We start from the raw sequence: 25,667 nt of genomic DNA, 5'->3' as shown, positions 1-25,667 counted from the left end.
ACAGGCTGTTCAGCTCGCACCCCCACTGCTCGGTCTGGGGTGGTCGCCGCCGCGGATCTGGTCGACGGCGTGCGCAAGCAGCGGTTCCAGGACGGCGAGGCCGTCCCGCACCCCGCCGGTGGACCCCGGAAGGTTGACGATCAGTGTCCGGCCCGCCACTCCGGCCAGGCCCCGGGAGAGCGCGGCGGTGGGCACCTTCTCCCGTCCGAACGCCCGGACGGCCTCGGCGATGCCCGGTACCTCGTAGTCGAGCACCGCGCGGGTCGCCTCGGGTGTGCGGTCGGTGGGCGAGACGCCGGTGCCGCCGGTGGTGACGACCACGTCGTACCCGGCCTCGACCCCCGCGCGTAGCGCGGCCGCCACGGGTTCCCCGTCGGGCACGACCCGCGGCCCGTCCACGCTGAACCCGAGGCCCGCCAGGCCCGCCGCGACCAGGGGGCCGCCCTTGTCCTCGTAGACACCGGCGGCGGCACGGTTGGACGCGGTCACGACCAGCGCGCGGTACGGCGCGCGCGGCGCATCGCCGGCGGTGCCCTCCGTGGCCGGCCCGGCGCTCATGCCCGGCTCCAGTCGCCCGACTTTCCGCCCGTCTTCTCCTCCACGCGTACGTCCGTGATGACCGCTCCCTTGTCGACCGCCTTGACCATGTCGATCACGGTGAGCGCCGCGACGGAGACCGCTGTGAGGGCCTCCATCTCGACACCCGTGCGGTCCGTCGTCCTCACCGTGGCGAGGATCTCCACCGCGTCGTCCGCGACCGACAGATCCAGTTTCACACCGGACAGGGCCAAGGGGTGACACAGCGGGATCAGGTCCGGGGTGCGTTTGGCGCCCATGATCCCGGCGATGCGGGCGGTGGCGAGGGCGTCGCCCTTCGGAACGCCTTCGCCGCGCAGCAGCTCGACCACGCGGGGCGAGACGAGGACGCGTCCGCTCGCGCGGGCGGTGCGCGCGGTCACGTCCTTGCCCGACACGTCGACCATGCGGGCGGCGCCCGCGTCGTCGAGGTGCGTCAGTCGGTCTGGCACGGAGGGTCCGGGGGTGTCCCCCCGGAAGGGCTCAGTCATGCTGTGTGGCGCTCCCGGTCCTGGCCCGTCGCGGTGCGGCGCGCGGGCCTGCTGTGCGCGCAACGGTACCGCCAAGACGGCACGCACCAGCGGGCAGGACCGCCCGGCGGACGGGTACGTGTGCGCGGCGGGACCCCCGTCGGCCGAACAGGACGACCGTCGGCCGAGCAAGACCGTCGGCCGAGCAAGACGCCCGTCAGCCGAGCAGGACGACCTCGACGTCCGTGCCGGGCTCGACGGACTCGACGTCCTCGGGTACGACGATCAGCGCGTCGGCGTGTGCCAGGGCCGCGACCAGGTGCGAACCGGCGCCGCCCACGGCGGTCACCTCGCCGTCAGCGTACGCCCCGCGCAGGAACTGCCGGCGCCCCTTGGGCGAGCCGAGCGCCTTGTCCGCCCTGAGGGTCGCCGTGGTGCGGGGCCGGTGCACGTCCTGGAGGCCCATCAGGGTGCGGATGGCGGGGCGGACGAACAGCTCGAAGGAGACGTACGACGACACGGGGTTGCCCGGAAGCGCCAGCAGGGGCGTGTGGTCGGGGCCGATCGCGCCGAAGCCCTGGGGCTTGCCCGGCTGCATGGCGAGCTTGCGGAAGTCGATGCCGCTGCCCGGCTCGTCCTCGTCACCGACGTGCGCCAGCGCCTCCTTGACGACGTCGTACGCCCCCACGCTGACCCCGCCGGTGGTGACCACCAGGTCGGCACGGACGAGCTGGTCCTCGATGGTGGCGCGGAGCGTCTCGGCGTCGTCGACGACGGCGCCCACCCGGTAGGCGATGGCGCCCGCGTCCCGGGCGGCGGCGGTGAGGGCGAAGCTGTTGGAGTCGTAGATCTGGCCGCTGCCGAGTGCCTCGTCGGGCTGGACGAGTTCGCTGCCGGTGGACACGACGACCACGCGCGGGCGCGGGCGTACGCGTGCCGTGCCGCGGCCGATCGCGGCGAGCAGCGCGATCTGCGGCGGGCCGAGGACGGTACCGGCCTCCAGGGCGAGGTCGCCGGCCTTCACGTCGCTGCCCCGCGCGCGGACGTGCGCGCGTGCCTCGGCGGGCCGGTGCACGCGCACGTGCCCCTCGGCGCCCTCGGGCGCGAGGCTGCGGGACCGCATCCCGGTGACCGGCCCCTCGCCGAGTCCGCCGTCGGTCCACTCCACGGGGACGACGGCCTCGGCGCCGGGCGGCAGCGGGGCGCCGGTCATGATGCGGGCCGCCTGGCCGGGACCCACGGGGGTCAGCTCGGCCGCGCCCGCCGCGACGTCCCCGACGACCTCGAGGACGGCCGGGAACTCCTCGCTCGCGCCCGCCACATCCGCGACCCGTACCGCGTACCCGTCCATGGAGCTGTTGTCGAACGGCGGCAGCGAGACGGGCACCATGACGTCGTCGACCAGCACGCAGCCCTGGGCGTCGAGGAGTTGCAGCTCGATGGGCTCCAGGGGGCGGACGGTGGTGAGGATGTCCTCCAGGTGCTCGTCCACCGACCACAGGCGGTCCTGGCCGGCGGGGCGGGTCGCGGCGCTGCTCAACTCTGCTGCATCTCCTCGGCTACGTAACTGCGAAGCCAGGTCCGGAAGTCCGGGCCCAGGTCTTCACGTTCGCACGCGAGCCGGACAATGGCACGCAGATAGTCGCCGCGGTCGCCGGTGTCATAGCGGCGGCCCTTGAAGACGACGCCGTGCACGGGGCCGCCGACCTTTTCGTCCTGGGCGAGCTGCTGGAGGGCGTCGGTGAGCTGGATCTCGCCGCCGCGGCCCGGCTCGGTGCGCCGCAGTATGTCGAAGACGTGCGGGTCGAGGACGTAGCGGCCGATGACCGCGTAGCTGGACGGGGCATCCGCCGGGTCCGGCTTCTCGACCAGGCCGGTCACCTTGACGACGTCGCCGTCGGCGGTGGTCTCCACGGCGGCGCAGCCGTAGAGGTGGATCTGCTCGGGGTCGACCTCCATGAGCGCGATCACGCTGCCGCCGTGCTGCTCCTGGACCTCGATCATGCGCTGGAGCAGGGGGTCGCGCGGGTCGATCAGGTCGTCGCCGAGCAGGACGGCGAAGGGCTCGTGGCCCACGTGCGGGGCCGCGCACAGCACGGCATGGCCGAGGCCCCTGGGGTCGCCCTGGCGCACGTAGTGCATCGTGGCCAGGTCGCTGGACTCCTGCACCTTGGCGAGCCGGCCGGCGTCGCCCTTTTTCTGGAGCGCCGATTCCAGCTCGTAGTTGCGGTCGAAGTGGTCTTCCAGGGGACGCTTGTTGCGTCCGGTGATCATGAGGACGTCGTCGAGCCCCGCCGACACGGCCTCCTCGACCACGTACTGGATCGCCGGCTTGTCGACGACCGGCAGCATCTCCTTGGGAGTGGCCTTGGTGGCCGGCAGGAACCGGGTGCCGAGGCCGGCCGCGGGAATGACAGCCTTGCTGATCCTGGGGTGCGACTGAGTCATGTCCGCAACCTTATCCGGTGCCTTTGCGGAGAATCTGAGGCTCCGGTTAATTGGCACTCATATGAGCGGATTGGGAAGGGTGCGGGAACGACCTGTGGAGCACGGTGGGCCTGGAGCCGAGGGTGACAAGCGAACGTTGCGCCGAGAATTCCTCGGGGTGAGGAACAGGTTGACGACGGATGTCGTCAGGGAGGCGGCCGACGCGCTGGCCGGGCACGCGCTGGAACTGCCCGAGTTGGCGCATGCGCGCACGGTGGCGGCGTACGTCTCGGTCGAGAGCGAGCCCGGCACGCTCACGCTGCTGGACGCGCTGCTCGCGCGGGGCGTACGCGTCCTGCTTCCCGCGCTCCTGCCGGACCACGACCTGGACTGGGGCGCGTACGGCGGGGAGGGTTCCCTCGCCCGTGTCCAACACGGCGGGAAGATGGCGCTGTTCGAACCCTCCGGTGAACGGCTCGGGCCGGACGCGGTGCTCGGTGCGGACGTCGTGCTGCTGCCGGGGCTCGCGGTGGACGCGCGCGGGATGCGCCTGGGGCGCGGCGGAGGCTCGTACGACCGGGTGCTGGCGCGCCTGGAGCGCGCGGGCGTGCACCCGGCGCTCGTGGTGCTGCTGTACGACACGGAGGTCGTCGAGCGGGTGCCTGCGGAGGAGCACGACCGGCCGGTGCAGGCGGTGGTGACACCGTCGGGCGTACGCCGGTTCGCGAGCCCCTGAGCCGCTCTCGTGCGAAACGGCCCGCCACGCGTGCGTGGCGGGCCGTCTCAGCGGCTGGTGCGGGACGGTGTCAGGGCTTGAGGACGAGCGTGTCGCTGGTGCTCTTGTCGACCGCCTTGTCCGAGAACGACCACGGGAGCAGTTCGCCGTCGGCCCACTTGCTCGTCTGGTCGGTGTAGTGGGCGCTGAAGGCGTGACCGGAGGCTCCGGTGAGGTTGATCCACTTGGATTTGTCGAGGTCGTCGAGGTTGACGACCATCCGCATGGAGGGGACCCAGACGACGCCGTAGCCGCCCGCGGCGTTCCAGCCGGTCGCGTTGACCGTGGCCTCGCCGCCGCTGAGCTTCCAGGGGCCGCGGTTGAGGATGTACTGGACGATGGCCGGGCCGCTGGTGCCGAGGGTCTGGTTCTTCAGGAACAGGCGGTGCAGCCGGCCCCAGCTCCAGGTGTCGATGTCCTTGCCGAGCTTGGCGGTCAGCTCCCAGCGGGCGTCGATCATGGCGCGCCTGAACAGCTCGTCCATGTTGTCGGCCTTGTTGCGGTCGCCCACCCCGGCCGGCGTCTTCCACCAGTCGCTGTTCGGCTTGTCCATGAGGTTGCGGACCACCTCGAACCAGCGGTCGCCGCCGTCCGGCTGGGCCTGGTCGGCGTCGCGCTCGCCGCACTCGCGCACCTTGGTGTCGTCGTCGACCGGGCCGGTGCTGTCGACCTTGTCGACCCACAGGCACTGGCCCTTGACCCGCAGTTCCTTGGGCAGCTTGTTGCCGAAGGCGAGCTTGAGGATGTTGCGCCAGACCGCGTTGAAGTAGGCCGCGGCCGCGGAGTCGGAGTCCTGGGTGTAGTCCCAGCCCTCCAGGAGCTTCTGCGCCTCGCGGACGTCCTTGTCGTCGAGGTTGATCTTCAACAGCTTGGGCACCAGCAGCTTGGCGATCTCGCTGCTGTTGTCCGTCTGCATCTGGCGCATGTCGTCGGTGGAGATCTTCCCGCCGTCCTTGATCTTGGACTCGATCAGGTCGGTGATGCGCTGGCTGCGGGTGCCGTAGCCCCAGTCCGTGGTGAGCGTGTAGGGGTACTTGTCCTTGTCGATCACGGCCTGGTTGGCGGTGACGATGTAGCCGCGCTTCGGGTTGTACTCGTAGGGCAGTTCGTTCTGCTTGATGAAGCCGGTCCACTTGTACGTGGAGTCCCAGCCCGGTGCCGGGATGGACCCGTCGTCGCCCGAGGAGCGCGTGGGGATCTTGCCGGGCAGTGTGTAGCCGATGTTGTTCTTGGTGTCCGCGTAGATCAGGTTCTGCGACGGCACGTCGAACTGTGCGGCCGCGTCCCGGAAGGAGCTCCAGTCGGACGCCTTGTCGAGGGCGAAGACGGCGTCCATGGTGGTGCCCGGGTCGAGGGCGGTCCACCGCAGGGCGATGCCGTAGCCGTCGCCGCGGTCGGGTGCGGCGGTGTCGACACTGGCCTTCTTGCCGACCTGGACGAGTTCGTCGTCACGGTCGGACAGCAGGGGCATGCCGTCGGCGGTCTGGCGCACGACGATCTTCTTGGACGCGCCGCCGGCGACCTTGATGGTCTCCGTGCGGGTCGTGAAGGGCTTGGTCTTCCCGTTGTACAGGTAGCCGTCGCCGGAGAGCTTCTCCAGGTAGAGGTCGGTGACGTCGACCCCGGAGTTGGTCATGCCCCAGGCGATGTCCGCGTTGTGGCCGATGATCACGCCGGGCATGCCGGCGAAGGTGTAGCCGGTGACGTCGTACTGGCACTTGCTGGAGACCGTGGTGCAGTGCAGGCCCATCTGGTACCAGACCGACGGCAGGGACGCCGACAGGTGCGGGTCGTTGGCGAGCAGCGGCTTGCCGGTGATGGTGTGCTCGCCGCCGACGACCCAGGAGTTGGAGCCGATGCCCTGGCCGTTCACGCCGACGGCCGTGGGGACGTCGTCCAGGACGTTGTAGAGGCTCGCCAGCTGGCTCGTGAGCGCCGATCCGGTGGACGACGAGGTCGAGGAGCCGCTGGTGCCCGTCGAGGATCCGGAGCCGCTCGTGGAGCCGCTCTGTTCGAACGTCTTGGTGAGCTCGTCGTACTGGCCGTCCTGGACGATCGTCTGGTTGCGGCTGTACGGGTAGTCCGGGTAGAGGTCCTTGATCTGCTGCGGGCCGAGGCGGCTGGTCATCAGGGCGCGATCGATCTCGTCGTCCATGTTGCCGCGCAGGTCCCAGGCCATCGCCTTCAGCCAGGAGACCGAGTCGACGGGCGTCCACTGCTCGGGCTTGTAGTCGTTGACGAACCCGAGGGCCGCGTACTCCAGGGAGATGTCCTTGCCGTCCTTGCCCTGGAGGTAGGCGTTGACCCCCTTGGAGTAGGCCTGGAGGTACTTCTTCGTGGAGTCCGACAGCTTGGTGTCGTACTCCTCCTTCGCGACCCGGTCCCAGCCCATGGTGCGCAGGAACTCGTCGTTCTTCACCTGGCTCTTGCCGAACATCTCCGACAGGCGCCCGGAGGTCATGTGCCGGCGCACGTCCATCTCGTAGAACCGGTCCTGCGCCTGGACGTAGCCCTGCGCCATGAACAGGTCCTCGTCGGTCGAGGCGTAGATCTGCGGGATCCCGTAGCTGTCGCGCTTCACGGTCACGGGCCCGGAGAGGCCTTCGAGCGTGATCGAACCCTTGGTCTGCGGGAAGGACGCGCGGACCGTGCTGACCGACCAGTACGCCCCGTAGAAGACGCCACCGACGACGGCCAGGACGAGCACGAGCACGAAAAGTCGGGCTCTGCGCCCCTTCTTCCTGCCGGACTTGGCAGGCTTGTCACCCGTTGTGGCGGTGGTGTTCGGGGGCATCGCTGTCCTTGCTGTCCTAACGCGAGCGGCAGACGGGCATGTGCATTTGACTGAGCGCTGGAGCAACCATAGGCGCAGGGCCTCACGCCACTTGACGCGGAGTGGGGATCCGGCGGGCACGGGCGTTCGATCTTGCCTCGGGAAGCGTCAAGAAAGCGTCAAGAGTTAGGTAAGGTAACGAAGTACTTGGGTGCGGAGTACCGCACTCTCGGTCCTGTGTACGTGAGCTTCCGCGCCGCCCGCGCGCGAGCCAACGAAGGGAACCGCCGCTGACCGTCCACCACCTCAACCAGCTCCTGCTCGTCTGCTCCCTGGTCCTGCTGGTCGCCGTCGCGGCCGTCCGGATCTCCTCGCGCAGCGGGCTCCCCAGCCTGCTCGTGTACCTGGGGATCGGCGTCCTCATGGGCCAGGACGGCATCGGCGACATCCACTTCGACAACGCCGAACTGACCCAGGTCATCGGATACGCGGCCCTGGTCGTGATCCTGGCCGAGGGCGGTCTCGGCACGAAGTGGAAGGAGGTCGAACCCGTCCTGGCCTCCGCCTCCATGCTGGCCCTGGTGGGGGTCGGGGTGAGCGTCGGCGTCACCGCCGCGGGCGCGCACTACCTGGTCGGGCTGGAGTGGCGGCAGGCGCTCATCATCGGCGCGGTGGTGTCCTCGACGGACGCGGCGGCGGTCTTCTCGGTGCTCCGGCGCATTCCGCTGCCCGCGCGGGTGACGGGGACCCTGGAGGCGGAGTCCGGCTTCAACGACGCCCCGGTGGTCATCCTGGTCGTCGCCCTGTCCACCGCCGGCCCGGTGGAGCACTGGTACGTCCTGGTGGGCGAGATAGCCATGGAGCTGGCCATCGGCGCGGGCATAGGCCTCGCGGTCGGCTGGCTCGGCGCCTGGGGCCTCAGGCACGTCGCCCTGCCCGCCTCCGGCCTCTACCCGATCGCCGTGATGGCCATCGCGGTCACGGCGTACGCGGCCGGCGCACTGGCGCACGGCAGCGGCTTCCTCGCGGTCTACCTGGCCTCCATGGTGCTCGGCAACGCCAAGCTGCCGCACTGGCCCGCCACCCGAGGTTTCGCCGAGGGGCTCGGCTGGATCGCCCAGATCGGCATGTTCGTCCTGCTCGGCCTGCTGGTCACCCCGCACGAGCTCGGCGACGACATCGTGCCCGCCCTGGTCATCGGGCTGGTGCTCACCATGGTGGCGCGGCCGGTGAGCGTGATCGTCAGCCTGGCGCCGTTCCGGGTGTCCTGGCCGGAGCAGACCCTGATGTCGTGGGCCGGGCTGCGCGGCGCCGTGCCCATCATCCTGGCCACGATCCCCATGGTGAACGGCGTGGACACCAGCCACCGGATCTTCAACATCGTCTTCGTCCTGGTCGTCGTCTACACCCTCGTCCAGGGGCCGACGCTGCCCTGGCTGGCCCGCAAGCTGCGGCTCGGCGAGGGCCCGGAGGCCGCCGACCTCGGCATCGAGTCCGCACCCCTGGAGCGGCTGCGCGGGCACCTGCTGTCCGTCTCGATCCCCGAGGGCTCCCGGATGCACGGCGTGGAGATCAACGAGCTGCGGCTGCCCGCCGGGGCCGCCGTCACCCTCGTCGTCCGCGAAGGAAAATCGTTTGTTCCGTTGCCCGCGACGGTGCTGCGGCGCGGGGACGAACTCCTCGTGGTCGCCACCGACCCGGTGCGGGACGCCGCGGAACGGCGGCTGCGCGCGGTCGGCCACGGGGGCAAGCTGGCGGGCTGGCTGGGCACGAACGGGACGGCGGGCGTGCGTTAAAGACACGTTTCAGATAGTTCACACCTCAGGTAATCGCAGGTGAACGACCCTCACGGTGCTGGTTTTCACAGGCGTACCAGGCTTTCACCCCTGTACGATGAAAGCACCTGATCGAACCAACTCTGCCTGACGCAGAGCTGGCGCGACCGTATGGCGGCCGGAACGCTCCTCGCAGTGGATGCCGGTATCTACCGCAGTTCCGCGCAAGAGGACAGCTCTCGGCGCCCCCGCACGGGCGCGCTACCAGGCGGCAGAAAGGCACGGGCCGTGGCATCCACGGTCACCACCGAGCCGTCGCGGAACCCGGCCGCGCCGCCCCGCCCGGGATACGGACAGCTGCTGCGCACCCGCGGCGCCTGGACGTTCCTGCTCCCCGGTTTCGCGGCGCGCCAGCCGTTCGCCATGCTCACCATCTCCATCGTGCTGCTCGTGCAGCACACCACCGGCTCGTACGGCGCCGCAGGCGCCGCGGCGGCCGTCACCGGCGTCTCCATGGCACTGTTCGCGCCCTACAGCGGCCGCCTGGCCGACCGCCACGGGCAGCGGGCGGTGCTGGTCCCCGGCGTCCTCGTGCACACCCTGTCGGGCCTCGCCCTGACGGCGCTCGCGCTGGCGCACGCGCCCCTGTGGGCGCTGTTCGCGGCAGCCGTGCCGACCGGTGCCTCGGTGCCGCAGATCGGCCCCATGGTGCGCGCCCGCTGGGGCGCCAGGCTCCAGGACTCCCCCCTGATGTCCACCGCGGCCGCCTTCGAGTCCGTCACCGACGAGCTCACCTTCGTCTTCGGCCCGCTGCTGGCGACCGCCCTGTGCACCACCGTGGCCCCGGCCGCCGGCCTGGTCACGGAGGCCGCGCTCACCCTGGCCGGCGGCCTGCTGTTCGCCGCGCGGAAGAGCACCCAGCCGCAGGTGACCGGCACCGGTCACGCGCGCGTGCGGCACGCCTCCGCGCTCCGCGTCCCGGGCGTACGCGTGCTGGTCGTCGCCTTCCTGGGCATCGGCTCCGTCTTCGGCGGCATGCAGGTCTCCCTCGCGGCCTTCACCGAGTCGATCGGCGAGCCCGGCCTGAACGGCGTCCTGTACGGCACCTTCGCCGCGGGGAACATGCTCTCCGGCATCGTCTGCGGCGCGCTCGCCTGGAAGGCCGCCCCGCACCGGCGCCTGCTCGTCGGCTACGCGGCGCTCGCGCTGACCGCCTCGGCCCTGTGGACGTCCCACTCGGTGCTCGTCCTGGCCGGGCTCGGCCTGCTGGTCGGCATGTGCATCGCACCCGCCCTGATCACCGGCTACACGCTGGTCGAGTCCCTGGTCCCGGCCGGCGCCCGCACCGAGGCGTTCACCTGGCTGACCGGCGCGGTGGCGCTCGGCCAGGCGGCCGCGGTCACGGTCGCCGGACAGCTGGAGGACCGCCTGTGGGGCGGCGCCGGGTTCCTGGTGCCGATGGCCGGCACGGTCCTGGCTCTGGTGACCCTTCTGGCACTGCGTTCACGGCTGGTCACCCGGCCCCGGAACCGTACCGTCGCACGTGGCGTCGGTCACCGCGTGCCGGTGACGGTGGACTGATCCTCAGGAATACGTCACTATGGACCGTCGTTAGCACTCATCGAGTGAGAGTGCCAGGAGGAAGACAGTGCCGACCTACCAGTACCAGTGCACCGAGTGCGGCGAGGGCCTCGAGGCGGTGCAGAAGTTCACCGACGACGCCCTGACCGAGTGCCCCAACTGCGGTGGCCGCCTGAAGAAGGTGTTCTCCGCGGTCGGCATTGTCTTCAAGGGCTCGGGCTTCTACCGCAATGACAGCCGCGGCTCCTCGTCGAGCAGCAGCCCCGCGTCGAAGTCGTCCGGCTCCGCCTCGTCGAGCGCGTCGTCCGACTCGAAGACGTCCGAGTCGAAGTCGTCGTCCTCGACGTCCTCGACCTCGACGTCCTCCTCGTCCGGCTCGGCCAGCAGCTCCGCCGCCTGAGACCTCACCCCTCGGACCCCGCCGTCGGACGACAGCGGGGTCCGAGGCGTTCCCGGGCACCGCGGCTCCTGCCCCGCTCGGGCAGCCAGCTAGTGTGCTGCGCATGGTGAGCATGGTGAACGCAGAGATCGGCGTAATCGGCGGTTCCGGCTTCTACTCGTTCCTCGACGACGTGACCGAGATCCAGGTCGAGACGCCCTACGGGCCGCCCAGCGACTCCCTCTTCCTCGGCGAGATCGCCGGCCGCCGGGTCGCCTTCCTGCCCCGCCACGGACGCGGCCACCATCTGCCGCCGCACCGCATCAACTACCGGGCCAACCTGTGGGCGCTGCGCTCCGTCGGCGTGCGCCAGGTGCTCGGCCCGTGCGCGGTGGGCGGTCTGCGCCCCGAGTACGGTCCGGGCACGCTGCTCGTACCGGACCAGCTGGTGGACCGTACGAAGTCCCGGGCGCAGTCCTACTTCGACGGGCTGCCGCTGCCCGACGGCTCCGTGCCGAACGTCGTGCACGTCTCCCTGGCCGACCCCTACTGCCCCGCCGGACGGGCGGCGGCGCTCAAGGCGGCCCGGGGCCGGGACTGGGAGCCGGTGGACGGGGGCACGCTGGTGGTGATCGAGGGGCCGCGCTTCTCGACCCGCGCCGAATCGCTGTGGCACCAGGCGCAGGGCTGGTCGGTGGTGGGCATGACCGGCCACCCCGAGGCGGCGCTCGCCCGTGAACTGGAGCTCTGCTACACGTCGTTGACGCTGGTCACGGACCTGGACGCGGGCGCCGAGACCGGTGAGGGCGTCTCGCACGACGAGGTTCTGCAGGTGTTCGCGGCCAATGTGGACCGGCTGCGGGGCGTGCTGTTCGACGCGGTGGCGGCCCTGCCGGAGAACACGGCACGGGACTGCCTGTGCACGAACGCGCTCGGCGGCATGGACCCGGGGTTCGAGCTGCCGTGACGCGCGCCGTGCCGCGGCCGTGACGCATGCCCTGCCGCGGCCGTGACGCATGCCGTGCCGCGGCCGTGACCCGGGGGCTTTCCCCGGGGCGGACAGAGGCGGAACTCCTCGTTCGGGTGGCCGGGTTGTCCACAACCTGTGGGTAGCCCACCGGCTCCGACGGGCTTCGGCGCGAGACCTCATCGTGGTCTCGCAAGCCGATTCCTCGTCGCAGGCGGTGATCCCCGTGTCCGTTCCCACGTCCCCCTACCCTGCCGTCCCTCCGCCCCTTCGCTTCCCGCGCCCGCTGGGCACGGACGCCCCCGCCACCTGCGAGGTCCCGCACTTCGAACCGGTGCGGGTACGCGGCGGGCGCCATCAGCTGGACCGGCTGCTGCGCCACCGCGGGCGGGCCCTCGCGGCCGGCCTCGCGGTCACGGCGGCGGCGCTCGTCGCGGCCGGACCGGGTGCCGCCACGGACCCCCTGCGCACGGAGCGGCCCCGGGGACACCCGGTCGTCACCCAGCCGGTACGACGGCACGCCCCGCCCGTGGACATGGTGACCGCGCCGGTGCGGATCGCCGACGCGGCCACCGTCCGGCTGCTGCGCCCCGGTGACCGGGTGGACGTCATCGCCGCCGGGGATCCCGCGGCGGGCGGGGCGGCCCGGGTGATCGCGCGCGGGGTGCGCGTGACGAGGCTGCCGGAGCCGGCCGACACGGCCGCGGAGAGCGGGGCGCTGATCGTGCTCGCGGTACCGCGCGACACCGCGGCCCGACTGGTCGGCGCGAGCGCCACGGCACGGCTGGCGGTGACCCTGTGCTGAACAACCTGAGGCGATTTCCGGGACGCTTTGTGTCAAGTCGCTCATTCGAGCTACCGGATTGGGCACGATGGCCGCACGGTGACGTAGGTTGCGGATCACTTTGTTCCACACCCTGCGCATGTGAGGAGAGTCCCCGAGGTGAGCGCGAAGAAGGAACCGGGCATCTGGCAGGGCTTCAAGGCCTTCCTGATGCGCGGAAACGTCGTCGATCTGGCAGTCGCGGTGGTCATCGGCGCCGCCTTCACGAACATCGTCAACTCGGTGGTGAAGGGGCTGATCAACCCGCTGGTCGGCGCGATCGGCACGAAGAACCTGGACAGCTACAGCACCTGTCTGAAGGAACCCTGCAAGACGGCCGCGGACGGCACGGTCACGAGTGGCGTCCAGATCATGTGGGGCTCGGTCCTGGGTGCCACGCTCTCCTTCGTGATCACCGCCGTCGTCGTGTACTTCCTGATGGTCCTGCCGATGGCGAAGTACCTGTCCCGCGTGGAGGCCCGCAGGAAGGCGAAGGAGGGCACGCACGAGGTGATCGAGGTGACCGAGCTGGAGGTGCTGAAGGAGATCCGCGACGCCCTGGTCGCGCAGCGCGGAAACGGCCACAACCAGCGCTAGCGGCGCTCCGGGCGGCCGCGCGGGCGGCTCAGAGGTGGTGGGGCGGCTTCTCGTCGAGGAAGCGCCTGAGGTCGGCCGCCGAGTCGCCCTCCGGGCGGTCGCCCCAGCCGCGGTCCGTGTCGTCCGCCGACTGCCGGTCCAGCGGGTCGTCGAAGATCAGCGCGGGCTTCGGATCGCGCGGCGCCGGCGCGGGCTCGGGGGCGGTACTCATAGCCCAAGGGTACGGCCCTGCCGCCCGCCCCCCTGCAGGTACGTTCGCGAACTTTCGGTGGCCTCTTCTACTGTGCTGGACGTGGCCTTTTCTGCTCTGCTGGACGCATGACGTCGAGTTCTCCCCCGGCTCCCGCCTCCCAGCACCCACCCAAGCCCCTGCGACCCCTGCGCCGGCTCACCGCGCGCGGGCGCGACGAGGCCCACCGGGTGGCCACACCGCTCGAGCTCTTCTTCGACCTGTGTTTCGTGGTGGCCATCGCGCAGGCGGGCGTGGAGCTGGTGCACGCCGTCGCGGCGGGGCACGCGGGCGAGGGCGTCCTGAACTACGCGATGCAGTTCTTCGCCATCTGGTGGGCGTGGATGAACTTCACCTGGTTCTCCTCGGCGTACGACAACGACGACGTGCTCTACCGGGTCGTCACCCTGGTCCAGATCGCCGGTGTCCTGGTGCTGGCGGCCGGCATCTCGCAGGCCTTCACCGAACACGACTACCTGGTGGTCTGGCTGGGCTACGTGATCATGCGGCTGGCGATGGCCGCGCAGTGGCTGAGAGCCGCGCGCTGGGCCCACGGCGCGGAGCAGACCATGGCGCTCCGGTACGCGGGCGGGGTGCTGCTGTGCATGGTCGGCTGGCTCGGGCTGGTGGTACTGCCGGTGCACGCGCGTGCCTGGGTGTTCCTGGTGATGGCGATCGCCGAGATGTGCGTGCCGCTGTACGCGGAGAAGGCCTACACGACCTCCTGGCACCCGCACCACATCGCCGAGCGGTACGGGCTGTTCACGATCATCGTGCTCGGCGAGACGATCGCGGCGGCGACGGCCGCCGTGAAGTCGGCCGTGGCCGAGCACGACGCGCTGAGCGAGCTGCTGCCGATCGCGGCGGGCGGCCTGCTGATCGTCTTCTCGGCCTGGTGGATCTACTTCGTGGTCGGGAACCAACTCAAAGGATACTACAACAGCCCCACCCCCAACTAGGGGGCAGGGCTGGTGAGTTGGCTGCTCAGCGGGGGTGCGGGGGCCGTTGTGCGCGGGCCATGAGGGGCACGCCGTCCGCTCCCCCTGGCGGCCTAGCCCAGTTCACCAGGGGGAGCGGACGGCGCGAACTCGACGGCATGGTCCGGGCAGGCGTAGAGGGTCACTCCTGCGCCAGTGGGGCGCGGGATGTACCGGACGGGGAGGGGAGCGTAGGTCCACCGCTTGCATCGGCAGCACACTGCGCCAGATGGCGCCGGGACGGGCTGGGCGGCGCGCAGTGCCTCTATGTATCGTTCGGCGGTCACGCGACCTTCTCCCGGGCTATGACGCTGCCGAGATCCATGGTGGGAAAGTCGTAGTCGACTCCCAGGCTTGCGAATGCCGCAGCATACGAGCGCTCACGCTGAAGGGGCGGCAACGCTTGCATCCGATCGTCCCGGAAGACCGCTTGGGCCTCCTGGGAGGACAGACCACGCCATGGCGTCTTCCAGGCGGAGACGCGGGTGGTCTCTCCCTCGACAGCCTGCGCAGTGAGGTACTCCACGCTGTGACGTCCGGGGCGCTGGGGGGCTAAGACTGCGAGCACCCAGATAAGGGCACGGGCGATACGATCGCGCATAAGTCGGTCAGCTCCTACTAGCTGTCTCGGCTAGCCCCGAGCGGACCGGGCCTAATCGGTCTCTCGGGGCGCTTCTGTTGTTCGGGGATCACGCTAAGCCAACACGTCTAACTCGTCTACCTGTCTAACTCGTCTACCCGTCTAAGTCGCTTGGGAATGACCTGTTGTCTACGCTCTGCCGCATGCCCGAGCATCCCGAGAGTCCGCACGCCCCACGCGCTCCCTACATGGAAGTGCTGGATGCTCTCCTTCAAGAGATCAAAGGGAAGGCGCCGGGTGAGTCGATTCCGTCTGAGGCAGAGTTGTGCGAACGTCACGGCGTGGCACGGGAGACTGCCCGGCGGGCGGTGCGCATCCTGAGGGAGCGGGGGCTGATCGAGACTCGTTGGGGGAAAGGCTCGTTCGTAGCCGGCGGTCACCTGGGCCAGAACGAGAACCAGCGTGACTAGGGGCGCCCCGCCCGTGCACTGGGGGGAGCGCACAGGCGGGGCGCTGCGATGGTGGGGCATCACCGGTAAGCGCACTGAACGGGCGGGGTAGGAACGTCCAGCGCACTTGGGTTACTGCACGCCCATGGATGCGTCCCACTGCCCTCGGGACAGATGGCATGCCCCGTCGGGCGTGATCCGTACTTGGGCGCCGAGCAACGGCAACGCCCCTTCCGCATTGAGCCGGTTGCGGATGCGTTCCAGCACTTCCCAGAGCTTTCGGGGGCCGCTCTGGTGGACTTCCGGCGGGTTGATCCACTCGGCGGAAGCCCTCGCCCACGAACCGTCCGGGTGGACCAGGACCGCTGTGCGCTCGCGTCCGCTGGTCGCGTAGCCGACTTCTACCCCCGGCGCCATGACCTCCAGCATGGAACGGATTTCCCACGCGTTGGCTACGTCCAGCACTGGGTAACGGCCGGTGGTCCTGGACTCCCCCTCTGCCTCCTTGGCGAGAGCGAACAGCTCGACGAGAGGGGGTGGGTAGTTGTCGCCGGACCGGGTGAGCATGAAACCCGCCATATCCCGTTCGATCACGCCTACTACGTCTCCGCTGGCGTGCTTCCAGCCGGTGACGATCAGGGATGTACGCGCGAGAGTGGTTGCGATCCGTCCGCCGGTGGCAAGGGCTTCGAGTATCGGTCGGAGACCTGGTCCGGGGGCGAGTGCGACGGTGGACACGATGCGGTCATAGCTGCCCGGTACGTGTTCGGTCGCATCCGCGGTCACCATCTTCGGGTGGTAGCCCATGGACGCGAGCCGTTCCCCCGCCGCGCTCACCAGATACGGGTCTACGTCCACGCTCGTCACGTGTGCGTCCCCGAGTCTGTGACAGGCGTACGCGGTGAGTCCGCCGGCTCCTGTGCCTAGGTCCAGAATGGGCAGTCCGGTCCCTAGTCGCCCGTGCCGGAGCATTCGCACGATCAGGCTGGGCAGCGTCGCTGACGATGTCGGCACCCCTTCGGGGTGGTCCCCGGCTTCGGCGTGGTCGGCGTGCAGTGTGCCCACTCGGGTGATCAGTGACCGGTCTGCGTAGGCGGCCTTTGCCCATGCTTCCGGGTCGCTAGGGCCGTCGCGCAACACCCACTGCTCCGAACCGTCCAGCTCCCACCACTTGGGGATCAGTTCATGACGTGGCACTCGCGCTACGGGGGCCAGCCATCTTGAGTCCGGATCGGTGACCCGGTTGGCAAGGGTGCTTGCCTTGCTCTCCCAATTCATGATGCTGAGCCTTCCAGTTCAGTCATACGCGGGCTTGCACGCCTCGGTGTTGGCCGGGTCGCAGTCGCCCGAGTCGTCCGGAGTGCACGCGGCCCGTGGAGCGGGGATCCGTGCCGAAAGATCCCTCCATGCCTCCCCGGCGAGCAACTCGGCGAGCGGAGTATGGAGCACGTTGCCCGCCGGGAAGTCGCGGGAGAGCACACAGCCGGCGAGCTCGCCGTTCGGCAGGATGGCGGCCCGGCCTCGCGTGCACCGGCCGCACATCTCACGCAGAGTCGGCTTCGTGCCGGGCAGCATGGCACGGCCTACAGCGCGTACCCGGTCCGTGCTGATGTTGGTCACGCCCATCGTTTCCAGCTCCGCGCGGGCTTCCTCGACGCGCTGGTTCGGAAGGATGTCCACGATCCCGGCCCGGATGGTAATCCCGCGTACGACGGCCTCGCGGATGTTGCACCGGGTGCGGGTGTAGCTGCCCGCGCGGCCCGTGATCTTGTCGTGCTCGTCGGGGTCGTCGCTGTAGTAGCTCGTTCCGAGCGTCACGCCGTCACGGGCGAACACGTCCCACCACTCGGCGCGGACGTGAAACAGGTTGGAGTACACCTCCACATGCTGACCGAGCGACAACGCGAGATCCGTGAACTCCTGCCAGCTCGGGTGAACGGTCGGTTCCCCGCCGATCAGCTGAATGGTTGGGATGCCGAGTGCGGCTGCGTCCGTGATGACTGCGCGCCAGTCATCGGGGCTCATCGTGCCGTGCGTGGCTTGCGGGCTGGACTCCGACAGACAGTGCGTGCACTGAAGTTGGCACTTCCCGGTGATCTCCAGTTCAAGGGACTGGATTCCGGGGACCGTGGCTACGGGCGGTTCGGCGAGTGAGGTCAACGTCAGGTCCTTCCTTCTCCGTTTACTTTCGTGACACTGAGACACAAGGGGGTGCTGTGCCCGTGACCGGGATCGGACCGAAGCAGCCTGACCGTGGCCGTTGGAGTGGGTGACGACATGGCTGTCTTCACGGGCTCCCTGCCGCGCACTCTGTTGTCCCCGGCGGCCGGGGATCGCCCACCGTCGGAGACGCGGCAGCGGTGGTGCCCTCTTCCCGCCCCGACGGGGGAAACGGGGCGGGAAGAGGAGTCTTTACGTTGCAATCCCCTGCCACATCACCCAAGGGCGCTCGATCATCTCGGCAAAGCTCGTGTGTCCGGGGTGCTGGCGAAGGTGATCGAACGCCCACTTCTGAGGCTCGGCCGGGTCTGTGTTCACCTCTGACGTTGCGGCGCATTCGGTGTCGTCGTCGTTGAGGGTGAGACACCGGAGCGCGTACGTGGTCGGCGGTGCGTCTTGGTCTCTATCGGGGCGCAGCGTGAAGTCAACAAGCCGTAAGCCAGAATCGGAGACAGTCACAGCACATCACCCCGGCTTCGCGCGTTCTTGCGGGCGGTGGCGTATCTCAAGCGCTGTTCAGGGGTGGCCGGCCGTACCTCTTCGGGCTCTACCTCCCACTCGACTCCGCCGCGCACGGGGCGCAGGGCCCAGCGGGAACCCATCACACCGCGAAACTCGCCGACCCGATCCTGAGCGTCTACCAAGAGCGTGCCGGTAGCTGGGAGGCGTGGGGGCTCCTGCTGCTTCGGAGTGCTGTTCTCGTCAGACAAGGGGCCGCTCCTCTCCGTAGTGCTTCCACTACCAGGGCGGCTCAGCGTGGCTTACAGTCGGGAACCATTCAACTTGTCAGTCAGGGACGAAAGGTTGGTCAGAACCCGTTGAACCGCCGGGAGTTAGACCCAGACAGTTCACCGCAAGCCGCGTTCGGGGCACGTCTGCGCAGCTCACGGGAGGCACGCGGGTGGACGCAAGAGACCTTGGCTGAGCAGATGGGATATTCCAGTACGCATATCTCGGCGGTTGAAACTGGCCGCAAACTTTCAACTCTTCCCTTCTCGACAAGTGCCGACAAGGCGTTAGGGACGGGCGACACGTTCGAGCGGGCCTGGCGCACGATGCGGCACGCGGGGTTGCTGGAGGGTTTCCCGCAGTTCGTCGAGCAGGAGGCGCAAGCAGCAGAGATCAGGCTGTACGAGGTGGGCGTCATGCCTGGTCTTCTTCAGACACCGGAGTATGCGGCGGCCCTTGCGCAGAGTGCCGTCAAGCGGGGTGCCATCACAGGCGAACAGGCGGAAGAGCGCGTGGCTCTCGTTGCGGAGCGACAAGCTGCGTTGGTCCGGACACCCCCGCCGTTGATCTTCGCGGTGCTTGATGAGAGCTGCCTTCGTCGCCCGATCGGCGAACCTGCCGTCATGGGCGCGCAGTTGGAGCGGTTGCAGGAGTTCGCCGACCTGCCACACACGCATCTACAGGTTGCCCCGTTCGCCATGGGCGCGCGTAGGCCGTTCAATCTGCCTGTCTATATCCTCACGATGCCGGACCGCTCTCTCATGTCGTACGCCGAGTCTGCGCAGCGCGGTCACCTGGAGCGCGAAAGCTCGTTCGTCCTGCCCATGCTGACGGCCTACCATCAATTACAGGCTGAGGCACCGTCGCAGGCGGATTCCGTGGCCATGATCGACGATCTTCGAAGGGGCACCCCGTGACGACCGAATCCCCGCGTTGGGTTACGTCCTCGTACAGCGACAACGGCGGCGCATGTGTTGAGGTCGCCGCAAACCTCGTCGCCTCTCGCGGCGTGGTTCCCGTCCGTGACTCCAAGATCCCCACAGGGCAAGTGCTTGAGTTCCCTGCCGCAGCGTTCTCTTCCTTCGTGACGAGCGTCAAGGCTGGGAGGTTCGACGGGGTCTGAACCGGTCGAACCGTCTACCGCTATCGCGCTCGGCTGGGACTTCCCGGCCGAGCGTTTTGCGTAGCGGCCGGCGCAGGCTCGCACTCATTCGAATAAGAGGTTGACCATTCGGCGCGGGTACCGAATCCTGGTCACTCATTCGAATGAGTGACTGAATGAAACCAACCAACCGTGCGGTATGGCAAAGATGGAGTTAATCATGAAGAGCAGGGCTCTGCGGTCGCTGGCCATGGCGGGCGCTCTGACGGTGGGCTTCGGCCTGGTGGGCTCGTCGGTGGCCTCGGCGATGATCCCGCCGGACCCCGGCGGCGGGTCGCCCCTGGTCCGTACGTACGCGTCAACGACGACGAAGACGCCGACCGTGAACGGCCTCCGGGTCCGCAGGGGGCCGGGTATCAACAGGACCATTCTGGGCCTGATTTACAAGGGAGACCGGGTCAAGGTCACCGGCTCCGCGCGCGACGGCAAGGGGCAGCGATGGGACCACGTGAAGCTCACGCGGCGCTCGGCTGGGGGCCTGCCGGCGGGGTACGTGGGCTGGGTCACGGAGATGTACCTCTACTGACTCACTGTTCAGTAGTTGACTTGGGTGGCCTTCTTCGCTCCGGCGGGGGAGGTCACCCTTCCGCTTCTTTTGTCACATGCCTGCGACACACCCACGTGCACACTCTGTAGCCCCTTGTAAACACAGGGGGCACAAGTAAACTGCATGGTCTGTTCCTGGAACTGCACATGCGTTCGAACGGGGCGGGGGCCGGTCGCGCTAACCAACGAGTGCGAGGGTGAATTGTGCGATGACGGAGAGTACGTCCTCGGGCGTCGGGGGTGACGGTAGTGCCGACGAAGCCGTGTTCACTCGGGGAATTGACTACGTGTCCGCTTGGCGGGAAGCGAACGTTGCGGTTCAAGAGCTGCTGACTGCGGCTGAGGCTGTAGGCCTTGACGTACGGGTTGTGCGGGCTGTGCCGCACGCGGGTGCGAACGGGGCGCCCGTGGTGTGGTTCAGCCCTGAGGGGGTTCGGCTGATCGCAGCCTTTATGCGGTCGGTGCCCCGGAGCGACGCTGGAGCGCAAAACACGGAGACAGGAGGAAGGACTTTGGCAGGCAAGGGATGGCAGACCCGAGCCGGTTCGAAAGTGCGGATCGTGCGTCAGCATGACGGTGAGTTCATCCACTGCGACGGCTGCCCTCGGCCGATCAGGATTACTGGCGTCGGGTCCTCTGCTGCTGCGGCTCGTCGGCACGCGAACTCCTGCCGGAAGTAGACGGGTCGGGGCGGGTCTGTTCGGATGGCCGGCTGACGGCGGCTCGGGCGTGTGGCAACCCCTACGGTGGGAAAGTTGCTGGTCGCGTGCGTGATGACCTCACGCGCGCACGGATCTTGGCCACGACGAAACCCGCATTCGCGCGTGAGGTTGTCACGCGTGGGCGGGGTCCAGGGGTGCGCTATAGCGCCCCTGGTACCACCGGCCTCGGGTTCGATCGTCACGGCCTGGTAGTCCTCGGTGCGGAGCGCTGGCGACGGCCAGAGGGTGAGTGGCCACCGGCCCGTACATAAGGTGTGCAAATCTGACAGACGGCAGAGGCTGGGGAAAAGGTGACTACGCCGGAGGCGCGCGATGCGTGAGCAGTACCACGATGAACTGGATTCGATCACCGACGGGCTCATAGAGATGGCGAACCTCGTCGGCTCGGCCATCGGCCGTGCCACCACCGCACTCCTCGATGCCGATCTACAAGTCGCCGAGAACGTGATCTCAGGTGATGCGGAGGTCGATGATCTACAGCGCGACTTGGAGGACCGCGCGATCACGCTGTTGGCACGGCAACAGCCGGTCGCCACGGACCTACGGATCGTGGTCACGTCACTGCGTATGAGTGCTGATCTCGAACGGTCGGGAGATCTCGCCCAGCACGTAGCCAAGCTGGCGCGGCTGCGCTATCCCGAACGGGCGATTCCACGGGACTTGCGCCGCACGATCCTGGAAATGGGCCAGCTCGCGCAGCGTCTGATGGCCCAGACCGCCGAGGTACTCCTCACACGCGACGTCGACGCGGCACTTCAGATGGAGCGGGACGACGACCGCATGGACGAACTACACCGCGCGCTCTTCCAGCACCTCATGGACGACCGATGGCACCACGGGGTCGAGACGGCCGTGGATACCACGCTCATAGGCCGCTACTACGAACGCTTCGGCGATCACGCTGTGGCGGTAGCCCGACGCGTGGTCTTCCTCGTCACCGGTGAGCAGGCGGACGACCTACTCACCGAACCGCCCACGATCGCCTGACCGATCCCGGGGCGCTCGCGACGCAGGTAAACCCGGCCGGGTCGCGGCTGGCCGGGCTCACCGGCAGAGGCCCGGACCACATCACTGTTCCTGTGACCTCTGCGTCTCTAGGCTACGCCCGCTCCAGCTGGATACGCCCGCTCCCGATGATCGGCGCGCCGTCGCATGCTCATACCGCGAGGGCTGGCCGGCTGTCGGTGGAAGTCACACCCGGACGCTGACATGCGTCTCGGGTGCGGTATGCCGGGCGGGCCGGAACAGCGGCTGCGTTCTCGGTGCCGGACTGCAATGACAGAGCCCCCGCGATGAAATCCGCGGAGGCTTCTCTGGTGCCCGGGGGTCGGCTCCTGGGTGTCGGGCGGTTGCCGACCGGACGGGACCGGCCGCAGGCCGCATGCCCGGCCGGGGCGGCATGGGCCGCCCGGCGCGCCGGAGGCGCGCCCTTGAGCAAGTAGAGAGAAGTTACTCCGATGCGGAACGTCGGCGCGGGGTGCGCTTGGCGGGTGCCTTGGTCGGCGTCAGAGAGAACGTGAGCTGGCACGTGGCGGCGGGCGCCCGAAGCTCCTCGCACAACAGCGGGCGCTCCTGCTCGGCGTCGGCGGTAATGCGGTAGGTGATCAGAAGCGGGGAGGCCTCGTCCAGACCGAGTGACATCCGCTCGTCGGGGAACGGAGCGCGCGCGGTGACGTGCTCGGTGAACGAGAGAGAGAACCCGGCCTGGGTGAGCTGCTCGTAGATCTCGCTCGTGGGCACTTCCGGGGCCTCGGCAAGGCTAGGCGCCTCGGCGGCGGTGGACAGGGGGATGAAGGTGCGGTGCGCCATCCGCGTTCCCGTCTTCGGGTCGTACACCATGCGGTCTACACTGATGGCGTCCTGGTCCTGCTGGCCGAGATGGACGGCGGGCGGTCCGTCAAGGCTCGTGCGGCTGATGGCCGGCGCTTCGGCCTCCGTCATCTCCGGCAGGAACCAACTGCCCTTGCCGCGTTGCTGGATGGCGCGGGGGATGGTGACGGGCGGGACGGTGCCCCCGGTGCTGATGACCATGGAGCCTTTGCCCTGACGGGTCTCGATCAGTCCCATGCGCTTCAGCTCGCCCATGGCCGTGCGGATGGTGGCCTTGCCGACCCCGTACATCTGTTCCATCTGTGCTTCCGACGGGAGAGTCTCGCCAACCTGGTACCGGCCCCGTTTGATGTCGGCGGCGACCTTTTCAGCAACCTGGGTGGCCATGGTCGGACGGCGCTGGATGTGCTCGCGTGCTGACATGAGCTGGTGGCGTCTCTCTCTGAGGGATGGGCAGGTCATCGGGGGTATCAGGGGGGCGGGTCGGTCGTGCCGGGTCGGTTGTCAGTGGGCCGTGATAGTTGTCAGTGGGTTGCAATGTAGGCAGTCAAAGGCAGTCATCCACTCATGAGAATAAGTGGTTGACCCCTCCGCGTATAGCGGGTCACGATGATCCCCCAACTCATTCGAATGAGTGGATGAGTTGCTGACTGTGAGGTGAGGTGAAGTCCTGTGCAGAACAAGCCTGTAGACGTCGGCCGACTGGGGTCCATCCGCTGCGTGGTCCCGCCCGAGCTGCGTACCGGTCCGGACGGACGGGTGCGTCAGGACCGTGACGGCAACGCGCAATGGATCACGGGTCTGTCGGTACGGCAGGCGGAAGGGCGCCGTGCCGACGTGATTGAGGTGGTCACCTCCGACCAGCCGCAGGGCATCACGGAAGGCTCCGAAGTCAGGATCGAGAACCTGTGGGCTAATGACTGGGCGGTGGAGGGCCGTACCGGTACGTCCTACCGCGCGGACGGCATCATGCCTGTGGCCTCGACGTCCGGCGCCCCTTCGGCGGGTGGCGGTCAGAGCGCCGGCGGGCGCGGCAAGTCGGGTGATGCCTGATGAAGCGCCATCGGATGGAACGCTACTTCTGGCACCTGTCCGGGCCACAGGCTGACGGCCTGGCCTGCGTGCTCTGCGGCGCCAACTACCTGAAAATGCGGATTCCCTCGGTTGAGGTCGGCAAGGTCCCCGACACGGAAGCACCCGTCTACGCCTGCGCTGACCCGTGCGCGGAGAAGATCGCTGCGGCGGCCGATCAGATGGCCCGTGAGATGCGGGAGGCTGCCGCAGAGGTGGGGTCGGGTTGGGATGCCGACTCGGACGACGATGACGGCTATCTGGGGGCGGACGGTCACTTCGGTCATCTCCTGCGGGACCTGCGGGCGCTGTCCGGCGCGGAAGCGCTGTTGGCGGTCACCGACGACATGCCGTCCATCCGCTACCTGCTGGGGCTGACCTACCGACACGCTGAAGCGGCCATGACTCGGGCCAAGTCGCTCCTGGAGCGCACGGCGGACGGTGACGGCTGATGCCCGGTCCCTTGATCATCTGGGTACTGACGGCGCTGATCGTCGTGGCGGCTCTGACACGGAACTGGTGGGAGCCGCGTTTGGCCGCTCAGGGAGTCCGTCCTCGGTCGTGGCCGTGGCGATGGTGGCTGGTCGGCTACCCGCAGACGGTGGCGCGGGTCTGGTGGACCTGGCGGCGCCTGTCCTACCTGAACGGCCTGTCGGTGAGCATGACCCCCGACCGACAGGTCATCGGGCGCAACCTGGTGGTGCAGGGAACGGCGCTCAAACCGAGACCTCCTCGACGGGCGTGGCCCATGCCAACCCGGACAGGCCTGACGCTGCGGGTGATCCTTCACCCCGGGCAGACCCCGGCGCCGTACTTCGCGGCGGCGCAAGCGATGGAACACGCTTGGCGGGTCCACGGAGTTCGGGTCCGCTCCCCCCGCCGGGGTCAGGTCCTCATCACGGTCACGGCGGCCGATCCGCTCACGGGTAGGGCGCCTGTCCCCAAGCCACTGCGCCCGGAGCTGCTCACGGCCCTCGTCGGCCGGACTGAGGAGGGTGAGCCCTGGGTGATCAGCCTCCGAAAGATTCCGCACTGGCTGATCACGGGCGCCACGCAATCCGGGAAGTCGTCCCTCCTGGCGGCGCTGGTCAAGGAACTCGCCCCTCAGCCGGTGGCCCTGGTCGGAATCGACTGCAAGGGCGGGATGGAACTGGGCCTGTTCGGCGGCCGGCTGTCGGCGCTGGCCGTCGACCGGAGAGAAGCGGTCGGCCTGCTGGCCGGGGTGGTCGCAGAGATCCAGTTCCGGATGGGTGTCTGCCGGGCGGCGGGCAAGCGGTCCATCTGGCACCTGCCGGAAGACATCCGGCCGGTCCCCCTGGTCGTGATCGTGGATGAGCTGGCGGAGCTGTACCTGACCGACGGTTCACGGGAGTCCAAGGAAGAGGCGGAGCAGTGCGGAACGCTGCTCCTGCGCGTCGCCCAGCTCGGTGCGGCGCTCGGCGTTCACCTGGTCGTCGCCGGCCAACGCGTCGGCTCTGACATCGGCGTACGGGTCACTGCCCTGCGCGCGCAGCTCGGCGGACGCGTCGCCCACCGCTCGCACGACGAAGCCTCGGCCGAAATGACGCTCGGCGATATCAACCCCGATGCCGTGGTCACCGCGCAATCGATCACCGAAGACGAACAGGGCGTCGCCGTGGTCGCCATGAGCGGCCAATGGGTCCGCGCCCGGTCCCACCTGATCACGGTGGCGGACGCTGCGCAGATCTCCGGGACTGAGCCTCCGGCTAATCCCTTCCTGATTCAGTCGGATCCCGTCGAATTCACGAAAGGAGGTACTGCCGCGTGAGCAGAGGAACGCTCTACGTCATCGACAGCATGCTGTTCCTGTACGCATTCATGATCGCCCGGTCCCGGGAAGTCCCGATCCATCAGGTGATCCTGATATGCCTGGCCGGATTCCTGCTGGCCATGACCCCCCTCGGCTATCCGGTGTGGGCCCTGTTCCTGGTCATCGGAAACGGCCTCTTCGGATAACGCAAAAACCCGGCGAGACCTGCCAGCCGGCG

At 68.8% G+C, this 25,667-nt stretch carries 26 protein-coding genes and 1 pseudogene; 17 read left to right on the top strand and 10 right to left on the bottom strand.

Annotation, left to right across the window (positions count from 1 at the left end; genetic code table 11):
* Positions 1 to 9: 9 nt before the first annotated feature.
* From ACFWPQ_RS22410 to galU, 4 genes are all read right to left on the bottom strand, one after another.
* Positions 10 to 558: a molybdenum cofactor biosynthesis protein B gene (locus tag ACFWPQ_RS22410; protein WP_384037350.1), complete on the bottom strand. Its 549-nt coding sequence runs from the start codon at positions 556 to 558 to the stop codon at positions 10 to 12.
* The gene (moaC, locus tag ACFWPQ_RS22405) at positions 555 to 1,067 is read right to left on the bottom strand and encodes a cyclic pyranopterin monophosphate synthase MoaC (protein WP_361287248.1); all 513 of its coding nucleotides are present in this window, start codon (positions 1,065 to 1,067) and stop codon (positions 555 to 557) included. Before moaC ends, ACFWPQ_RS22410 begins: the two co-directional genes overlap by 4 nt.
* Positions 1,068 to 1,263: 196 nt before the next feature.
* Positions 1,264 to 2,586 carry a gephyrin-like molybdotransferase Glp gene (gene glp / locus ACFWPQ_RS22400; RefSeq protein WP_384037346.1) on the bottom strand — a complete coding sequence of 441 codons (1,323 nt, stop codon included), beginning with the start codon at positions 2,584 to 2,586 and terminating at the stop codon, positions 1,264 to 1,266.
* Positions 2,583 to 3,494, bottom strand: a complete 912-nt coding sequence (gene galU, locus ACFWPQ_RS22395) for a UTP--glucose-1-phosphate uridylyltransferase GalU (RefSeq protein WP_361287254.1) — start codon at positions 3,492 to 3,494, stop codon at positions 2,583 to 2,585. Before galU ends, glp begins: the two co-directional genes overlap by 4 nt.
* Before the next feature lie 61 nt (positions 3,495 to 3,555).
* Between galU and ACFWPQ_RS22390 the strand changes: the two genes are divergently transcribed.
* Positions 3,556 to 4,209, top strand: coding sequence for a 5-formyltetrahydrofolate cyclo-ligase (locus ACFWPQ_RS22390; protein WP_384037343.1), 654 nt, complete (start codon positions 3,556 to 3,558; stop codon positions 4,207 to 4,209).
* Between the two features lie 70 nt (positions 4,210 to 4,279).
* On the opposite strand, the gene ACFWPQ_RS22385 is transcribed toward ACFWPQ_RS22390, so the two are convergent.
* Entirely contained in the window at positions 4,280 to 7,042 is a 2,763-nt protein-coding gene (locus tag ACFWPQ_RS22385) for a penicillin acylase family protein (protein ID WP_384037340.1), read from the bottom strand.
* 269 nt (positions 7,043 to 7,311) lie between these two features.
* Here ACFWPQ_RS22385 and ACFWPQ_RS22380 point away from each other — a divergent pair, with 269 nt between their 5' ends.
* The 6 genes from ACFWPQ_RS22380 (at position 7,312) to mscL (ending at position 13,143) form a co-directional block, all read left to right on the top strand.
* Positions 7,312 to 8,817: a potassium/proton antiporter gene (locus tag ACFWPQ_RS22380; RefSeq protein ID WP_384037444.1), complete on the top strand. Its 1,506-nt coding sequence runs from the start codon at positions 7,312 to 7,314 to the stop codon at positions 8,815 to 8,817.
* A gap of 267 nt (positions 8,818 to 9,084) precedes the next feature.
* Complete coding sequence (locus ACFWPQ_RS22375) at positions 9,085 to 10,377, top strand: MFS transporter (RefSeq protein WP_384037337.1); 1,293 nt, start codon at positions 9,085 to 9,087, stop codon at positions 10,375 to 10,377.
* 67 nt (positions 10,378 to 10,444) lie between these two features.
* Positions 10,445 to 10,777 (top strand): FmdB family zinc ribbon protein, encoded by a 333-nt coding sequence (locus ACFWPQ_RS22370; protein WP_384037333.1) that lies wholly within the window; start codon positions 10,445 to 10,447, stop codon positions 10,775 to 10,777.
* A gap of 112 nt (positions 10,778 to 10,889) precedes the next feature.
* Entirely contained in the window at positions 10,890 to 11,723 is an 834-nt protein-coding gene (locus tag ACFWPQ_RS22365; RefSeq protein WP_384037440.1) for an S-methyl-5'-thioadenosine phosphorylase, read from the top strand.
* A 226-nt stretch (positions 11,724 to 11,949) separates the two neighbouring features.
* Entirely contained in the window at positions 11,950 to 12,528 is a 579-nt protein-coding gene (locus ACFWPQ_RS22360; protein WP_384037330.1) for a hypothetical protein, read from the top strand.
* A gap of 138 nt (positions 12,529 to 12,666) precedes the next feature.
* Positions 12,667 to 13,143, top strand: a complete 477-nt coding sequence (mscL, locus tag ACFWPQ_RS22355) for a large conductance mechanosensitive channel protein MscL (protein WP_384037327.1) — start codon at positions 12,667 to 12,669, stop codon at positions 13,141 to 13,143.
* A 28-nt stretch (positions 13,144 to 13,171) separates the two neighbouring features.
* On the opposite strand, the gene ACFWPQ_RS22350 is transcribed toward mscL, so the two are convergent.
* On the bottom strand, positions 13,172 to 13,354 hold the full coding sequence (locus ACFWPQ_RS22350; protein ID WP_384037324.1) for a hypothetical protein: 183 nt from the start codon (positions 13,352 to 13,354) through the stop codon (positions 13,172 to 13,174).
* Between the two features lie 107 nt (positions 13,355 to 13,461).
* On the opposite strand from ACFWPQ_RS22350, the pseudogene ACFWPQ_RS22345 reads away from it, so the two are divergent.
* Positions 13,462 to 14,286 (top strand): annotated as a pseudogene (locus tag ACFWPQ_RS22345) (low temperature requirement protein A); the annotation flags it as partial.
* Between the two features lie 846 nt (positions 14,287 to 15,132).
* Entirely contained in the window at positions 15,133 to 15,399 is a 267-nt protein-coding gene (locus ACFWPQ_RS22340) for a GntR family transcriptional regulator (protein ID WP_384037321.1), read from the top strand.
* A gap of 111 nt (positions 15,400 to 15,510) precedes the next feature.
* Here the strand turns inward: ACFWPQ_RS22340 and ACFWPQ_RS22335 are convergent, their stop codons facing one another.
* The 3 genes from ACFWPQ_RS22335 to ACFWPQ_RS22325 form a co-directional block, all read right to left on the bottom strand.
* Entirely contained in the window at positions 15,511 to 16,656 is a 1,146-nt protein-coding gene (locus ACFWPQ_RS22335; protein ID WP_384037318.1) for a methyltransferase domain-containing protein, read from the bottom strand.
* 18 nt (positions 16,657 to 16,674) lie between these two features.
* Positions 16,675 to 17,538: a radical SAM protein gene (locus ACFWPQ_RS22330; protein WP_384037316.1), complete on the bottom strand. Its 864-nt coding sequence runs from the start codon at positions 17,536 to 17,538 to the stop codon at positions 16,675 to 16,677.
* A 515-nt stretch (positions 17,539 to 18,053) separates the two neighbouring features.
* Entirely contained in the window at positions 18,054 to 18,308 is a 255-nt protein-coding gene (locus tag ACFWPQ_RS22325) for a hypothetical protein (protein ID WP_384037313.1), read from the bottom strand.
* Positions 18,309 to 18,416: 108 nt separating this feature from the next.
* Here ACFWPQ_RS22325 and ACFWPQ_RS22320 point away from each other — a divergent pair, with 108 nt between their 5' ends.
* The 4 genes from ACFWPQ_RS22320 (at position 18,417) to phoU (ending at position 21,744) form a co-directional block, all read left to right on the top strand.
* On the top strand, positions 18,417 to 19,244 hold the full coding sequence (locus ACFWPQ_RS22320; RefSeq protein WP_384037310.1) for a Scr1 family TA system antitoxin-like transcriptional regulator: 828 nt from the start codon (positions 18,417 to 18,419) through the stop codon (positions 19,242 to 19,244).
* A complete protein-coding gene (locus ACFWPQ_RS22315) occupies positions 19,241 to 19,450 on the top strand; it encodes a DUF397 domain-containing protein (RefSeq protein WP_384037308.1) in 210 nt (69 codons plus the stop codon). The genes ACFWPQ_RS22320 and ACFWPQ_RS22315 overlap by 4 nt, the downstream gene beginning before the upstream one ends.
* 199 nt (positions 19,451 to 19,649) lie before the next feature.
* Positions 19,650 to 20,015 carry an SH3 domain-containing protein gene (locus tag ACFWPQ_RS22310; RefSeq protein WP_384037305.1) on the top strand — a complete coding sequence of 122 codons (366 nt, stop codon included), beginning with the start codon at positions 19,650 to 19,652 and terminating at the stop codon, positions 20,013 to 20,015.
* A 1,054-nt stretch (positions 20,016 to 21,069) separates the two neighbouring features.
* The gene (gene phoU / locus ACFWPQ_RS22305) at positions 21,070 to 21,744 is read left to right on the top strand and encodes a phosphate signaling complex protein PhoU (RefSeq protein WP_384037303.1); all 675 of its coding nucleotides are present in this window, start codon (positions 21,070 to 21,072) and stop codon (positions 21,742 to 21,744) included.
* Positions 21,745 to 22,206: 462 nt separating this feature from the next.
* On the opposite strand, the gene ACFWPQ_RS22300 is transcribed toward phoU, so the two are convergent.
* On the bottom strand, positions 22,207 to 22,974 hold the full coding sequence (locus ACFWPQ_RS22300; RefSeq protein ID WP_384037300.1) for a GntR family transcriptional regulator: 768 nt from the start codon (positions 22,972 to 22,974) through the stop codon (positions 22,207 to 22,209).
* A gap of 333 nt (positions 22,975 to 23,307) precedes the next feature.
* Here ACFWPQ_RS22300 and ACFWPQ_RS22295 point away from each other — a divergent pair, with 333 nt between their 5' ends.
* The 4 genes from ACFWPQ_RS22295 to ACFWPQ_RS22280 are packed head-to-tail and all read left to right on the top strand — an operon-like array spanning position 23,308 to position 25,635.
* Positions 23,308 to 23,640, top strand: a complete 333-nt coding sequence (locus ACFWPQ_RS22295) for a hypothetical protein (RefSeq protein ID WP_384037297.1) — start codon at positions 23,308 to 23,310, stop codon at positions 23,638 to 23,640.
* 14 nt (positions 23,641 to 23,654) lie between these two features.
* Complete coding sequence (locus ACFWPQ_RS22290) at positions 23,655 to 24,110, top strand: hypothetical protein (protein WP_384037295.1); 456 nt, start codon at positions 23,655 to 23,657, stop codon at positions 24,108 to 24,110.
* Positions 24,110 to 25,447 (top strand): FtsK/SpoIIIE domain-containing protein, encoded by a 1,338-nt coding sequence (locus tag ACFWPQ_RS22285; protein ID WP_384037292.1) that lies wholly within the window; start codon positions 24,110 to 24,112, stop codon positions 25,445 to 25,447. The genes ACFWPQ_RS22290 and ACFWPQ_RS22285 overlap by 1 nt, the downstream gene beginning before the upstream one ends.
* Entirely contained in the window at positions 25,444 to 25,635 is a 192-nt protein-coding gene (locus ACFWPQ_RS22280) for a hypothetical protein (protein ID WP_384037289.1), read from the top strand. The genes ACFWPQ_RS22285 and ACFWPQ_RS22280 overlap by 4 nt, the downstream gene beginning before the upstream one ends.
* The last annotated feature ends 32 nt before the right edge of the window (positions 25,636 to 25,667 follow it).

The organism is Streptomyces sp. NPDC058464, assembly GCF_042721035.1.
Classification (GTDB): domain Bacteria; phylum Actinomycetota; class Actinomycetes; order Streptomycetales; family Streptomycetaceae; genus Streptomyces.
Note: the sequence above shows the minus strand (reverse complement) of the source record. Positions and strands in the feature narration are given on the sequence as shown.

Bases quoted from the DNA above. Each gene is read 5' to 3' on its own strand.
- ACFWPQ_RS22385 (WP_384037340.1), bottom strand. From the start codon at position 7,042: ATGCCCCCGAACACCACCGCCACAACGGGTGACAAGCCTGCCAAGTCC.
- ACFWPQ_RS22335 (WP_384037318.1), bottom strand. From the start codon at position 16,656: ATGAATTGGGAGAGCAAGGCAAGCACCCTTGCCAACCGGGTCACCGAT.
- ACFWPQ_RS22290 (WP_384037295.1), top strand. From the start codon at position 23,655: ATGGAACGCTACTTCTGGCACCTGTCCGGGCCACAGGCTGACGGCCTG.
- ACFWPQ_RS22310 (WP_384037305.1), top strand. From the start codon at position 19,650: ATGAAGAGCAGGGCTCTGCGGTCGCTGGCCATGGCGGGCGCTCTGACG.
- ACFWPQ_RS22410 (WP_384037350.1), bottom strand. From the start codon at position 558: ATGAGCGCCGGGCCGGCCACGGAGGGCACCGCCGGCGATGCGCCGCGC.
- ACFWPQ_RS22390 (WP_384037343.1), top strand. From the start codon at position 3,556: ATGAGCGGATTGGGAAGGGTGCGGGAACGACCTGTGGAGCACGGTGGG.
- ACFWPQ_RS22365 (WP_384037440.1), top strand. From the start codon at position 10,890: ATGGTGAACGCAGAGATCGGCGTAATCGGCGGTTCCGGCTTCTACTCG.
- ACFWPQ_RS22285 (WP_384037292.1), top strand. From the start codon at position 24,110: ATGCCCGGTCCCTTGATCATCTGGGTACTGACGGCGCTGATCGTCGTG.
- ACFWPQ_RS22300 (WP_384037300.1), bottom strand. From the start codon at position 22,974: ATGGCCACCCAGGTTGCTGAAAAGGTCGCCGCCGACATCAAACGGGGC.
- ACFWPQ_RS22340 (WP_384037321.1), top strand. From the start codon at position 15,133: ATGCCCGAGCATCCCGAGAGTCCGCACGCCCCACGCGCTCCCTACATG.
- ACFWPQ_RS22350 (WP_384037324.1), bottom strand. From the start codon at position 13,354: ATGAGTACCGCCCCCGAGCCCGCGCCGGCGCCGCGCGATCCGAAGCCC.
- phoU (WP_384037303.1), top strand. From the start codon at position 21,070: ATGCGTGAGCAGTACCACGATGAACTGGATTCGATCACCGACGGGCTC.
- moaC (WP_361287248.1), bottom strand. From the start codon at position 1,067: ATGACTGAGCCCTTCCGGGGGGACACCCCCGGACCCTCCGTGCCAGAC.
- galU (WP_361287254.1), bottom strand. From the start codon at position 3,494: ATGACTCAGTCGCACCCCAGGATCAGCAAGGCTGTCATTCCCGCGGCC.